Source organism: Streptomyces sp. Ac-502 (assembly GCF_045222935.1).
GTDB classification, from domain to species: Bacteria; Actinomycetota; Actinomycetes; order Streptomycetales; family Streptomycetaceae; genus Streptomyces; species Streptomyces monomycini.
Window position 1 is genome coordinate 4,499,074 of the sequence record NZ_JBHFFO010000001.1, and the last position, 13,673, is coordinate 4,512,746.

Genomic DNA, 13,673 nt, shown 5'->3' on the forward strand with positions numbered 1-13,673 from the left:
CGGCGTCCGATTGCTTACGACTGCGCTGACCGAAGACTACGCCTTCGATACACGCGACTGGTAGCCGAACAATACGTAATTCCCAGCAAACCCGGACAACACGCACTTGCCATCTTCCGGCAAACCCAGGTAGGCGTAGTAAGGACACATTCGAAACGGCCGGCTTTGGAGGCGCCGCACACCGCAGCTTCGCGTAGAGGCATCGGCAGCCATATGCCGAGAACGATGGAGGACAACATGTCACCCCGGCTCGACGAATTGCGCACCGAAGACACCACGGAGACCGCGTCGTCGACTCCCTTGTCAGAGACCACCCTCGCAACGGCCGCTCTCACCGAGGCCGTCCTGTCCGAGGCCGCCCTGCCCGAACAGGCCCAGACTTCTCATTCCCCGCAGATCACATCTGAATCGTCCGCACCGGACACGACGGGAATCCCCGAGCTCGACGGGCTGCCCGAGATCCCCCGTACGCCGAGGTGGGGCCGGTGGACGCGCGGGCCCTGTCCAAGACCCTCTTCGAGCGGCTGGAGTCGCTGGAAGAAGGCACGCACGAATTCGCGTACGTCCGCAACACCCTGGTCGAACTCAACCTCGCGCTGGTGAAGTTCGCGGCCTCCCGGTTCCGCTCCCGCAGCGAGCCCATGGAGGACATCGTCCAGGTCGGCACCATCGGCCTGATCAAGGCGATCGACCGCTTCGAGCTCAGCCGCGGCGTGGAGTTCCCGACGTTCGCCATGCCGACCATCGTCGGCGAGATCAAGCGTTTCTTCCGTGACACCAGCTGGTCCGTACGCGTGCCCAGGCGCCTTCAGGAGCTGCGTCTGGACCTGGCCAAGGCCGGCGACGAGCTGGCGCAGAAGCTGGACCGTTCCCCGACGGTGAGCGAGCTCGCCGAACGCCTCGGCATCACCAACGACGAGGTCGTCGAGGGCATGGCCGCGAGCAACGCCTACACGGCCAGCTCGCTGGACGCCCAGCCGGAGGAGGACGACAACGAGGGCGCGCTGGCCGACCGCATCGGCTACGAGGACCACGGCCTCGAAGGCATCGAGTACGTGGAGTCGCTCAAGCCGCTGATCGCCGAGCTGCCCCCGCGTGACCGCAAGATCCTCTCGCTCCGCTTCGTCGCCAACATGACGCAGTCGGAGATCGGCGAGGAGCTGAACATCTCTCAGATGCACGTGTCGCGGCTGCTGTCGCGCACGCTCGTCAAGCTCCGCAAGGGGCTGATGGTCGAGGAATGAGTCCGGCGGACACTTCGCGGTCGCTGCCGGCCTGACGGCCGGCATCCGCCCGCGTGGAAGAGGGCCTGCCCCGGATGTCCGGGACGGGCCCTCCTCTGCTGTGCCGGCGCTGTGGCGGGTGCCTGGCGCGCGCTGTACTGGTGCCTACCGCGTCGGCGCGGGGGCCTGAAGCGTGGTGATGATCTCCTCGCCTTCCAGGCCCGGGCCGTTCTCCTCCGTGAAGGCGACGGTGACCTTCACGTCGTCGCCCGCGGCGAAGTGCGCGCCGGCGGCCGGCGTGAGGTCGAGCTTCAGGGCGCGGGTCCGGTAGTCGCAGGTGAGCGCGCCGGCCGGGACGGTGCCGGTGGCGGACGACGCCGGGCCGGCCGGTCCGTCCGTCTTGACCGCCTTGCCGGTCAGCCCCCAGGTGTAGCCGGTGTCGCAGGAGTAGCCGAGGTGCACCGAGAGCTGCTGTCCGTCGAGCGTCACCCTGTCGATGGAGATCACGTTCGCCTTCGCCGCGGCGGCCGGTGCCGTGGCCAGGGCGGCGCCGCCGAGGACGGCGACGGTGGCCGCGGTGCCGGCGAGACGGGCCTTGAGGCGGGTCGACTTCATGAGGTTCCTTTCCCCCGCGCCGTCACCCTGGCCGAGCACCGGAGCACCTCCTACGGAGCGGGCTCCGGCGGGTTTTCTCCGGCTGTGCGGGTGACTGCGACAGTTGTTCGTGTCGGTCCCGGACCTTACGTGATCTACGCAATGTCCGGAACCGGGAACCGTGAAGTCGCCTCTCGAAGCCGCCGGTCAGACGCGTACGCCCCGGTGCCAGACGTCGGAGACGAGGGGGACGCCCGGGCGGTAGGCGAGGTGGACGTGCGAGGGCGCGTCGAGGAGCGCGAGGTCGGCGCGGGCGCCGGGGGCCAGGCGGCCGACGTCGGTACGGCGCAGGGCCGCCGCGCCGCCGGCGGTGGCGGCCCACACGGCCTCGTCGGGCGTCATCTTCATGTCCCGTACGGCCAGCGCGATGCAGAACGGCATCGAACTGGTGAAGGACGAGCCCGGGTTGCAGTCGGTGGACAGCGCGACGGTGGCGCCCGCGTCGAGCAGGGGGCGCGCGTCGGGCCACTGCGCGCGGGTGGAGAACTCGGCGCCGGGCAGCAGGGTGGCGACGGTCGCGCTGTTGGCGAGGGCGTCGATGTCGGCGGCGTCCAGGTGGGTGCAGTGGTCGGCGGAGGCGGCGTCGAGTTCGACCGCGAGCTGGACGCCGGGGCCGTGGTGGAGCTGGTTGGCGTGCACGCGCGGGTGCAGGCCCTTGGCCTTGCCCGCGGTCAGGATGGCGCGGGCCTGGTCGCCGTCGAAGGCGCCCTGTTCGCAGAAGACGTCGATCCAGCAGGCGTGCGGGGCGCAGGCGTCCAGCATCGGGCCGGTGACCAGGTCGACGTAACCGGCGGGGTCGTCGGCGTAGTCGGGGGAGACGATGTGCGCGCCGAGGAAGGTGACTTCGTCGGTGTGGGCGGCGGCGATGCGCAGGGCGCGGGCCTCGTCCTCGACGGTCAGGCCGTAGCCGGACTTGGTCTCCAGGGTCGTGGTGCCCTGGCGGAGGGCTTCGGCGAGGTACTTGGCGACGTTGGCGTGCAGCTCTTCGTCGGTGGCGGCGCGGGTGGCGGCGACGGTGGTGCGGATGCCGCCGGCGGAGTAGGCGCGGCCGGACATCCGGGCGTTGAACTCGGCGGTGCGGTCGCCGCCGAAGACCAGGTGGGAGTGGGAGTCGACGAAACCCGGAATGGCCGCGCGGCCGCCCGCGTCGTGGTGACTGTCAGTGGCGGGTGCTTTGCTTGTCGTACCGACCCAGGCGACGCGGTCGCCGTCGAAGACGACGGCCGCGTCCTGGATCAGACCGAGGGGGCCTTCGCCGAGGGAGGGGTCGTTGGTGACGAGGGTGGCGATGTTGGTGATGGCGGTGGTGCGGCCGGTGGCGGCGCGCTCCGCGGCCGTGGTGCCGGTGTTCATCGTGGGGGTGCTCTCCTTCGGCCGCGGTGTCAGCCGTGTACGGCCGCGATGGCCTCGGCCAGCGCGGTGGGGACGTCGGGCACGCGTGCGTGGACTCCGTCGCGTACGACCTGGCGGCCGCCGACCACCGTGTGGCGCACGTCCGCTCCGGAGGCGGCGAATACGGCCGTCTCGGCGCCCAGCCGGGGCAGCGGGCCCGCGGTGCGTACGGAGTCCAGCGCGATCGTGGTGAGGTCGGCGAGCGCGCCGCGTTCGATGGTGCCCGCCGCGTCCCAGCCCAGTGCCGCGTGGCCGTCGGCGGTCGCGGCGCGCAGCAGGGCGTTGGCGGTCCAGTGGCCGCGGGTGCGGGTGCGCAGCCGTTCGTCCAGCTCCATCGCGCGGGCCTCTTCGAAGAGGTCGATGACGGCGTGGCTGTCGCTGCCGAGCGACAGGGGCTGCCGGCGGCCTGGAGCTGGACGGCGGGGCCGATACCGTCGGCGAGGTCGCGTTCGGTGGTGGGGCACATGCACACGCCGGTGGTGGCCGCGCCCAGCAGCCGGACGTCCTCGTCGGTGAGGTGGGTGGCGTGCACGGCGGTGGTGCGGCGGCCCAGGACGCCGTGGGCGGCAAGGAGTTCGGTGGGGGTGCGGCCATGTGCCGCGCGGCAGGCGTCGTTCTCGGCGGTCTGCTCGGAGAGGTGGACGTGCAGCGGTGCCTGCCGCCGGTCGGCCCACTCCGCGACGGTGCTCAGCTGGTCGGCGGGCACGGCGCGTACGGAGTGCACGGCCGCCCCGATGCGGGCGTGCGGGCGGCCGTCCTTCAGGGCGGCGGCACGCTCGGCCCAGGCGTCGGCGGTGCCGTCGGAGAAGCGCAGCTGGTGGTGGTCGGGCGGGGCGCCGAAGCCGGACGAGAGATAGGCGGTGTCCAGCAGGGTGATGCGGATGCCCGCCTCGTCGGCGGCGGCGATCAGGGCCTCGCCCATCGCGTTGGGGTCGGCGTAGCGGGTGCCGCCCGGTCCGTGGTGGAGGTAGTGGAATTCGCCGACACAGGTGATGCCCGTCAGCGCCATCTCCGCGTACACGGCCCGTGCGAGGGCGTAGTAGGAGTCGGGGGTGAGCCGGGAGGCGACCTGGTACATCACCTCGCGCCAGGTCCAGAAGGTGCCGGAGCCGACCTGGACCGTGCCGCGCAGGGCCCGGTGGAAGGCGTGCGAGTGGGCGTTGGCGAGGCCGGGGAGGGTCAGGCCGCGCAGGGGGACGGCGCCCGGCGGCGGGGTGGGCACCTCGGTCCGTACGGCGCCGATACGGCCGTCGGCCGGATCCACGTCCACGGCCACGCCCGGCTCGACGTGCGTGCCGAGCCAGGCGTGTTCCAGCCAGTACGTCTTCGGGGCGGCCGGCCTCGGCCCGTCGCCTCCGGGGCGCGGGGCCGGCTCGTCTTCCTGCGGCGTCACCTGCACGCCAGGCCCTCCAGTACGTCGGCGAGTGCGGTCACCCCGGCGATGCAGTCGTCCTCGGCCGCGCGTTCGGCGGGCGAGTGCGAGACGCCGGTGGGGTTGCGTACGAACAGCATGGCGGTGGGGACGGAGGCGGACAGGATACCCGCGTCGTGCCCGGCGCCGGTGCCCAGCACGGGCACCTCGCGGGCGCCGCCCGGGCGGTGGTCCGCCGTGTGGGTGAGGATCTTGGCCAGCTCGTCCCGCAGGGCGTTCCCGAACTCGACGACGGGGGTGAAGGACTCCCGGGTGACCCGGACGTCGACCCCGTCGCGCGCGCCGCGTTCGGCGGCCGCCCGCTCGATGGCGGCGACGACGGTGTCCAGCGTCTCCTGGTCGGCGGCGCGGGAGTCCAGCCAGCCGCGGACCAGCGACGGGATGGCGTTCACGCCGTTCGGCTCGACGCTGATCTTGCCGAAGGTGGCCAGCGCGCCGGCCGGCTCGGCGCTCTTCCGGGCGGCGAGCACGGTCGCGGCGTAGGTGAGCATCGGGTCGCGCCGGTCCGCCAGACGGGTGGTGCCCGCGTGGTTGGCCTCGCCGTGGAAGTCGAACCGCCAGCGGCCGTGCGGCCAGATGGCGGAGGCGATGCCCACGGGGTCGCCGGTCAGGTCGAGGGCACGGCCCTGTTCGACGTGGAGTTCGACGAACGCGCCGATGCGGGCGAGGCGGTCGGGGTCCGGGCCGATGGCGTCCGGGTCGTGGCCGGCCCGCTCCATGGCCTGCGGCAGCGTCACCCCGTCGCCGTCCCGCAGCTGGTGGGCGGCCTCGACGGTGAGCTGTCCCGCGCTGAGCCGGGAGCCGACGCAGGCCAGGCCGAAGCGGGCGCCTTCCTCGTCGCCGAAGTTGACGATCGCCAGCGGCTTGGCGGGCTCGGCGCCGCGGCGGCGGAGTTCGTCGAGCGCGGCGAAGGAGGAGACGACGCCGAGCGGCCCGTCGAAGGCGCCGCCGTCCGGGACGGAGTCGAGGTGGGAGCCGGTGACGACGGCTTCGCCGGGGGCCACGTCCGCGGCGGACGCGGCGCCCAGCCAGGCCCACTGGTTGCCGTTGCGGTCCTGCTCGTAGGAGAGTCCACGGGCGCGGGCCTGGGCCTCGAACCAGGCCCGGCAGTCGGCGTCGGCGCCGGTCCAGGCGAAGCGGCGGTAGCCGCCGGAGCCGGAGTGACGGCCGATGGGCGCGAGGTCGCGCCACATCTCGTGGAAGGACGGCGCGCCCGGCCCGGCGGCGGCCGCCGGGCCGTCGTGCGTCGTGGTCACTCGCCCTCCCGCATCGGGATGCGCACGCCGCGTTCGGCGGCGACCTCGTCGGCGCGTTCGTAGCCGGCGTCGACGTGGCGGATGACGCCCATGCCCGGGTCGTTGGTCAGTACCCGGCGGATCTTCTCGCCGGCCAGCGGGGTGCCGTCGGCGACCGTGACCTGTCCGGCGTGGATCGAGCGGCCCATGCCGACGCCGCCGCCGTGGTGCAGGGAGACCCAGGAGGCGCCGGAGGCGACGTTGACCATGGCGTTGAGCAGCGGCCAGTCGGCGATGGCGTCGGAGCCGTCGAGCATCGCCTCGGTCTCCCGGTACGGGGACGCCACCGAGCCGCAGTCCAGGTGGTCGCGGCCGATGGCCAGCGGTGCCTGGAGGGTGCCGTCGGCGACCATGTCGTTGAAGCGCTCGCCCGCCTTGTCGCGCTCGCCGTAGCCGAGCCAGCAGATCCGGGCGGGCAGGCCCTGGAAGTGCACCCGCTCGCCGGCCAGCTTGATCCACCGGGCGAGCGACTCGTTCTCCGGGAAGAGGTCCAGGATCGCCCGGTCGGTGGCGGCGATGTCCTTGGGGTCGCCGGACAGCGCGGCCCAGCGGAACGGGCCCTTGCCCTCGGCGAACAGCGGCCGGATGTAGGCGGGCACGAAGCCGGGGAAGGCGAAGGCGCGCTTGTAGCCCGCGAGTTCGGCCTCGCCGCGGATGGAGTTGCCGTAGTCGAACACCTCGGCGCCGGCGTCCATGAAGCCGACCATGGCCTCCACGTGCTTGGCCATCGACTCGCGGGCCCGGCGGGTGAAGTCGGCGGGCTGCTCGGCCGCGTAGGCGGCCATGTCCGCGAAGTCCACGCCGAGCGGGAGGTAGGCCAGCGGGTCGTGGGCGGAGGTCTGGTCGGTGACGATGTCGATCGGCGCGCCGTCGGCGAGCATCCGCGGCAGCAGTTCCGCCGCGTTGCCGAGCAGGCCGATGGACAGCGGTTTGCGCTGGTCACGGGCTTCGACGGCGAGCTGGAGGGCGTGCTGGAGGCTGTCGGCCCGCACGTCCAGGTAGCGGTGCTCGATGCGCCGCTCGATGGCGCGCGGGTCGCAGTCGATGCAGATCGCGACGCCGTCGTTCATCGTGACGGCGAGCGGCTGGGCGCCGCCCATGCCGCCGAGCCCGGCGGTGAGGGTGATCGTGCCGGCCAGCGAGCCGTTGAACTTCTTCGCGGCGACGGCGGCGAACGTCTCGTAGGTGCCCTGGAGGATGCCCTGGGTGCCGATGTAGATCCACGAACCGGCGGTCATCTGCCCGTACATGGTCAGGCCGAGGGCCTCCAGGCGCCGGAACTCCTCCCAGTTGGCCCAGTCGCCCACCAGGTTGGAGTTGGCGATCAGGACCCGCGGCGCCCACTCGTGCGTCTGCATGACGCCGACCGGCCGCCCGGACTGGACGAGCATGGTCTCGTCCTGCTTGAGCGTGGTCAGTGTGCGGACCATCGCGTCGAAGGAGCGCCAGTCCCGGGCGGCCTTGCCGGTGCCGCCGTAGACGACGAGCTTGTCCGGGTGCTCGGCGACCTCCGGGTCGAGATTGTTCTGCAGCATGCGCAGCGCGGCTTCCTGCTGCCATCCCCGGGCGCTCAGTTCCGTACCGCGCGGTGCCCGCACGGGTCGCGGTCCTGACATGGGCCGTGCCTCCCTGACGTCGATGCGAATGGATCGAGCTATTCACATCTTGGGGTGCTGAATAGGGCTAGTCAACAGGTCGGGGCGACCCGTCCGCCGCCCCGGCCCGCCGGCCACTCCCTCAGCCCACCGTCTGGTCGCCGTCCGGCACGTCCGTCACCGTGACCTTCGCGCGCGGCTGTCCCAGGCCGTCCGCCACCGCCGCCGCCAGGCCACCGGGGTCGGGCTCGGCCGGGAACGGTACGGTCTCGCCGTCCCCGTAGCTCTCGATCGCCTTCGTGAAATAGCCGGGGAGCCAGGCACCGACCGCGCCCCTGACCTCCACCGCGGTCACGTCCCGGCCGCCCACCCGGTCCCGCAGGGCGCCGAGGATGCGGTCGGAGCGGTACTCCCCCGGCACCTGGAACAGGCTGGCGTGCGCGCCCACCAGGCCGCCGTCCGCGAGACGGACCGTCACGGTCAGGCAACTGGTCACGCTCGGGTAGAGCAGGGTGCCGCCGGGAGCGGCCTCGCGGACCTGGCCCTCGGTGATCCGTACGGCCGGGGCGGGAGCCGGGGCCGTACGCGCGGTCGGAGTCAGCGCCTCGGCCGGGGCGGGGGCAGGGGCCGTACGCACAGTCGAGGTCAGCGCCTCGGCCGGGCCCGAAGCCGCCGCCGTTCCGGTCTGCAACGCCAGTGCCGCGGCCGCGGCGGCCAGCGCGCAGGCCCCTCGCCGTGCGTGCTGCCGGCCCGGTATTCCCTTGGTGAACATGTGCTCCGCTTCCTCGTCGCTCGTGCGCGACGGCCGCGCACGACTGTTCACCTTCGCAGCAGCACACCCGGAACCGGGAACCCGCCGCGGCCTCCGCTACAGCACGAATCCCCGGGGGAACGGGTCGGTCGGGTCGAGGACGTACCGGGCCGTGCCCGTGATCCAAGCGCGTCCGGTCACCGTGGGCACGACGGCCGGCCGCCCGCCGACCCGCTCCGTGCCCACCAGCCGGCCCGTGAAGCGGGTGCCGATCAGGGACTCGTTGACGAAGGGCCGGTGCAGCGGGAGCGCGCCGCGCGCGTGGAGTTGGGCCATCCGGGCGCTGGTGCCGGTGCCGCAGGGCGAGCGGTCGAGCCAGCCGGGGTGGATGACCATGGCGTTACGGGAGTCCGAGCCGTCCGGTCCCGGTGTGCCGGGGGCCGTGAACTGGACGTGGTGGCAGCCGGAGATGGCCGGGTCGGCCGGGTGCACGGGCCGGTCGCGCTCCTCGACCGCGGCCATCACCGCCAGCCCGGCGGCGATGATGTCGTCCAGGTGGGCGGCGGCGAACGGGATGCCCAGCGCGGCGAGCGGGGTGATCGCGTAGAAGTTGCCGCCGTAGGCCAGGTCGTAGCGGACCTCGCCGTAGCCGGGCACCTTCACCACGGCGTCCAGTTCATGCGCGTACGAGGGGACGTTGTGCAGGGTGACGTGCTCGGCGCGGCCGTCGCGCACCGCGACCCGGGCGGCCACCAGCCCGGCCGGGGTGTCCAGCCGTACGGTTGTGACGGGCTCGGTGACCGCCACCCTGCCCGTCTCGACCAGGACCGTCGCGACGCCGATCGTGCCGTGCCCGCACATCGGCAGGCATCCGGAGACCTCGATGTAGACGACGCCCCAGTCGGCGTCGGGCCGGGTCGGTGGCTGGAGGATCGCACCGCTCATGGCGGGGTGCCCGCGTGGTTCGTTGACCAGCAACTGGCGGATGTGGTCGAGGTGTTCGACGAAGTAGCGGCGGCGTTCGGCCATGGTCGCGCCGGGGATGGTGCCGACGCCGTCCGTGACGACGCGCGTCGGCATGCCCTCGGTGTGCGAGTCCACGGCGCCGAAGGTGCGCACGCTGCGCGCGGCGAACGGGGCCGGAGTGCCGTCGGCCGTCACCGCCCCTCGGCTTTCGCCCAGATCTCCAGTGCCTGGACGGCGCCGCGGATGTCCGCGTCCAGCTGCCGCCGGTGCTCGGGCAGCAGCGGGCCGCGCGGCGGCCGGCAGGGTCCGCCGTACCGGCCCACGAGGTCCATCCCGCGCTTGACCGCCTGCACGAACTCGGTCCGCGAGTCCCACCGGAACGCGGCGACCAGCGGTTCGTACAGCTCCCGCGCCTCGGCCACCCGCCCGGCCCTGGCCAGCTCGTAGAGGCGTACGCAGGCGGCGGGGAAGACGTTGGGGAAGCCGGCGAACCAGCCGGTGGCGCCCATCAGCAGCGCCTCCAGCACCAGGTCGTCGGCGCCCGCCACCACGTCCAGGCCGGGGGCCTGCTCCTTGACGTGCAGCACCCGGCGGATGTCCCCCGAGAACTCCTTGACGGCCACCACCCCGTCGATCGCCGCGACCTCGCGCAGTGTCTCCGGCGTCAGGTCGACCTTCGTGTCGAGGGGATTGTTGTAGACCATCACCGGCAGGCCGACGGCCGCGACCTCCTCGAAGTGCCGCACCACCTCGGCGGTGTTGGCCCGGTAGAGGGTGGGCGGCAGGCACAGCACGCCGTCCGCGCCGTCCTCGGCCGCCAGCTCCGCCCAGTACCGCGCCTGGTGTGCGCCGACCCCGTGCACGCCCACGACGACCCGCGCGTCCCGCCCCACCGCCGTGACGGCCGTACGGGCCACCGCGCGCCGTTCGTCGTCGGTGAGGGAGGAGTACTCCCCGAGCGAACCGTTCGGACCGACGCCGTGACAGCCGCTGTCGACGAGCCAGCGGCAGTGCTCGGCGTACCGGTCCAGGTCCGGCCGGAGCCCGGCGGGGGCGCTCCGGTCCTCGGCGTACGGGAGGGCGGTGGCGACGATGACGCCGGTCAGGAACGTACGGGAGGCGGCGGTGCCGGATGTACGGGACGTGGGGGACGGGTGGGACGTACGGGTCTGCGGCGTCGCGTGGTCCGTCATGTCGGGTCCTCTCGGTACGGTGCGGCGGGGCCGGGAGCGCCGGGGTTGAGGGCGCTGGGGTCGAGGGCGCTGGGGTCGAGGGCGCTGGGGTCGAGGGCGCTGGTGCCGCGGGGCTCGGGGCCGGGTGCGGCCAGGTCGGCGAGGCGGACCGGCTGGGCGATCGGGCGCCGGTCGGCCGTCTGGGGGTCGGGGAGGGTGTCCGGGCCGCGGAGTCCGGCCGCGTTGCGGGCGCAGATCCGGCCCTGGCAGGGGCCCAGGCCGACGCGGGTGGCGAGCTTGAACGTGCACATGCCGTCGGCCGCGAGGCCGCCACTGCCGTCCGGGCCCCGCTCCCCCGCCGCCGTACGCAGCACGCCGTACGGAACCTCCTCGCAGCGGCAGACGAGCGTGTCCTCGCCGAGCCAGGTGTGCCACCCGTCGCGTACGGGGTGGGCGGCGGCGAGCAGCCGGGCGAAGCGGCGGCCCGCGAGGACCCGCCGCCGGGCGGCCGAGCCGCGTGCCACCACGTCGGCCGGGGCCCACCCGGCCGCGTCACCGCGGCGCTCCGCCCAGTGGGCCGCCGCCAGCCCCGCCAGTTCGCCTTCCGCCGCCGCGAGTGCCGCGCCGCCGATGCCGGTGGGCTCGCCTGCCGCGTACACGCCGGGTACGGAGGTCTGCTGCCGGGCGCCGACCGCGACCCAGGTGTTGTCGCGCAGCGCGCAGCCCGCGGCGAGGGCGAGTTCCAGTTGCGGGGTGAAGCCGTAGCCGACGCAGACCGCGTCCACGTCCTCGACGCGGCGTTCGCTGCCGGGGCTGATCTGCCAGCCGGGCGTGAGGCGCGCCACCGTCACCGCCTCGACGCGGTCCCGTCCGTGCGCCGCCACGACGGCCTGGCGGGTCCGGTAGGGGACGCGGTGCCGTGCCAGCCTGGCGGCGTAGGTGAGCAGTTCGGGCAGTTTGGTGTGTCCGTCGCGGACCGCGGCCACGGGAGTGCGCAGCCAGGCGGCGGGCGAGCCCGCCTCGTACACCCCGAGGACGCGCGCGCCGACGGTGAACAGCGACGACGCGACCGGCAGCAGGAACGGCCCGGTGCCGGAGACCACCACCCGGCGGCCGATCGCCGTCCGCTGGCCCTTGGCGAGGGCCTGCGCCGCGCCCGCCGTGACGACGCCCGGAAGGTCCCAGCCGGGGAACGGCAGGGCCCGGTCGTACGCGCCGGTGCACAGGACGAGCGCGGCGGTGCGCAGCGTGTGGGCCGTGCGGCCGGGGGCGTCGGCGGGGCCTTGGAGGACGTGGACGGTCCAGCCCGCGTCCGTACGGTTCGGCGTCCCCGAGGGCAGGCCACCGCCCGGCTCCAGCGCCCAGACCGTGCTCCCTGGCAGCCGTTCGATGCGCGGGTGTTCCTGTACGGCGCGGACCGCCGCGCCCCGCGCCGGGCCGTCCGCCGCCTGCCGGAGGAACTGCCCGCCCGGCCGCTCCCCGTCGTCCACCAGCACCACCCGCGCCCCGGCCCCGGCCGCCGCCAGTGCCGCCGCCAGGCCCGCGGGCCCGGCGCCCACGACGACCACTGGCACCGTCACCTCACGCGCCTCCCCCGGGGTCGTGCCCGCGCCCGTCTCCGGGGAAAGGCATGGCAGCCGCGCGCCCTCCTGCGTCTCGATGCGGTCGCCCGCCTCGACCACGCGCCGGCAGGCCCGTACGTCCGGTACGCCGTTGACGACCACCAGACAGTCGTGGCAGACGCCGATCCCGCAGAAGATCCCGCGCGGGCGGCCGCCGCGGGTGGTCCGCCAGGAGGCGCGCCCGTCGGCCAGCAGGACCGCGGCGGCCGTCTGGCCGGTCCGGGCCCACCGCTCGGCGCCGTCCACCGTCACGCGGAACACCGCGCCTCCTCCGCCGCCAGTCCCGGCCGGGCCACCCGGTACGGCTCCGGGTCGAGGCACGGCGGTTCGCCCGCGTACAGCTGGGCGAGGAGTTCGCCGGTCGCGGGTGCCAGGCCGATGCCCGCGCCTTCGTGTCCGGTGGCGTGCCACAGGCCCGGCAGGCGCGGGTCCGGGCCGATGACCGGGAGGTGGTCGGGGGTGTACGGGCGGAAGCCGCCGTACGCGCGGATCACCGGGACGTGGCCCAGCACCGGGAACAGCGCCGTCGCCTTACGGGCGAGGGCACGCAGGACGGCGACGCGGAAACGTTCCTCGAAGCCGGCCCGCTCCCGGCTGGACCCGATGAGCACGGTCCCGCCCCGGGTGGCCTCGACGACCGTCGAGGTCCGCAGGTCCGCGTCGCCGCTGCCGACGGCTCCCACGTAGTCCGCGTCGTACACCTTGTGCCGGACCGTGCCCGGCGGCAGCGGCGCGGTGACCAGCACCAGGCCCCGGCGCGGCTGGACGGGGAGCGGCGCGCCCGCCTCTGCCGCGAACCGGCCCGCCCACGGCCCGCAGGCGTTGACGACCGCCCCGCACGGCAGCGTCCCGGCCGAGGTGCGCAGCGCCGTCACCCGCCCGTCCGTGCCGCGCTCGACACCGAACGCCCGCACCCCTGACCGCAGGGCGCCGCCGCGCCGCCGTACGGCGCCGAGCAGCGCGGCGGCCGCCGCGACCGGCTGGATCTGGGCGTCCCGCGGGTAGTGGACGGCGGCGCGGACGCCCGGGGCGAGGTGCGGCTCGTAGGCGTGTACGTCGTGCGGGCCGACCTCGCGGGCGGTGACCCCGGCGGCCCGCTGGGCGGCGGCGAACCCGGCCAGTGCCCGCGCGCCCGCCTCCCCGAGGGCGACGACCAGGCCGCCCTTCGTCTCGTACTCGCACCGCTCCGCGAGCCCCGCGCCCAGTTCCTCACCCAGCTCCGCGAGCAGCCGTGGCCAGCGGGCCGACGAGGCGAGCGCCAGGGTCAGTTCGGGCCCTGGCGGCTTGTCGGAGACGAGCAGGTTGCCCTCGCCGTGGGCGGTCGTGCCGGAGGTGAGCGGCGCGCGGTCCAGCACGGTGACGCGTACGCCGCGCCGGGTGAGCGCCTCGGCGCAGGCCGCGCCGATGATGCCGCTGCCGACCACGACCACGTCGGGGTACGGGGGCCGGGGCGGCGGGTACGGGGAGCCCTGCCGCACCGCCGGTCTCGCCTGGACGTGCCGGTATCGCATGAACCCGCACCACCGTTCCGCGTCGCGCGTCCGCGTGAAGGGACCCCTCGTGAGAGCGCC

The 13,673-nt window shown here is 74.3% G+C and carries 9 protein-coding genes and 2 pseudogenes; 1 reads left to right on the forward strand and 10 read right to left on the reverse strand.

Features of this window, described 5'->3' with window-relative positions; all coding sequences use genetic code 11:
* The first annotated feature begins 237 nt into the window (after positions 1-237).
* Positions 238-1,244 (forward strand): annotated as a pseudogene (locus ACEXOX_RS20130) (RNA polymerase sigma factor SigF).
* A 144-nt stretch (positions 1,245-1,388) separates the two neighbouring features.
* Here the strand turns inward: ACEXOX_RS20130 and ACEXOX_RS20135 are convergent.
* From ACEXOX_RS20135 to ACEXOX_RS20180, 10 genes and pseudogenes are all read right to left on the reverse strand, one after another.
* A complete protein-coding gene (locus tag ACEXOX_RS20135) occupies positions 1,389-1,838 on the reverse strand; it encodes a hypothetical protein (protein ID WP_406522288.1) in 450 nt (149 codons plus the stop codon).
* 186 nt (positions 1,839-2,024) lie between these two features.
* Positions 2,025-3,230, reverse strand: coding sequence for an imidazolonepropionase (gene hutI, locus ACEXOX_RS20140; protein ID WP_406522290.1), 1,206 nt, complete (start codon positions 3,228-3,230; stop codon positions 2,025-2,027).
* Between the two features lie 29 nt (positions 3,231-3,259).
* Positions 3,260-4,584 (reverse strand): annotated as a pseudogene (locus ACEXOX_RS20145) (formimidoylglutamate deiminase).
* A 74-nt stretch (positions 4,585-4,658) separates the two neighbouring features.
* Entirely contained in the window at positions 4,659-5,894 is a 1,236-nt protein-coding gene (locus ACEXOX_RS20150; RefSeq protein ID WP_406526403.1) for an allantoate amidohydrolase, read from the reverse strand.
* Between the two features lie 59 nt (positions 5,895-5,953).
* The gene (gene hutU / locus ACEXOX_RS20155) at positions 5,954-7,612 is read right to left on the reverse strand and encodes a urocanate hydratase (protein ID WP_406522291.1); all 1,659 of its coding nucleotides are present in this window, start codon (positions 7,610-7,612) and stop codon (positions 5,954-5,956) included.
* Positions 7,613-7,733: 121 nt separating this feature from the next.
* On the reverse strand, positions 7,734-8,363 hold the full coding sequence (locus tag ACEXOX_RS20160) for a hypothetical protein (protein ID WP_406522292.1): 630 nt from the start codon (positions 8,361-8,363) through the stop codon (positions 7,734-7,736).
* Positions 8,364-8,459: 96 nt separating this feature from the next.
* Positions 8,460-9,503, reverse strand: coding sequence for a proline racemase family protein (locus ACEXOX_RS20165; RefSeq protein WP_406522294.1), 1,044 nt, complete (start codon positions 9,501-9,503; stop codon positions 8,460-8,462).
* Positions 9,500-10,501 (reverse strand): dihydrodipicolinate synthase family protein, encoded by a 1,002-nt coding sequence (locus ACEXOX_RS20170; protein WP_406522295.1) that lies wholly within the window; start codon positions 10,499-10,501, stop codon positions 9,500-9,502. The genes ACEXOX_RS20165 and ACEXOX_RS20170 overlap by 4 nt, the downstream gene beginning before the upstream one ends.
* Positions 10,498-12,363, reverse strand: coding sequence for an FAD-dependent oxidoreductase (locus ACEXOX_RS20175; protein WP_406522296.1), 1,866 nt, complete (start codon positions 12,361-12,363; stop codon positions 10,498-10,500). Before ACEXOX_RS20175 ends, ACEXOX_RS20170 begins: the two co-directional genes overlap by 4 nt.
* Positions 12,351-13,613, reverse strand: a complete 1,263-nt coding sequence (locus ACEXOX_RS20180) for an NAD(P)/FAD-dependent oxidoreductase (protein WP_406522298.1) — start codon at positions 13,611-13,613, stop codon at positions 12,351-12,353. The genes ACEXOX_RS20175 and ACEXOX_RS20180 overlap by 13 nt, the downstream gene beginning before the upstream one ends.
* Positions 13,614-13,673 lie beyond the last annotated feature (60 nt).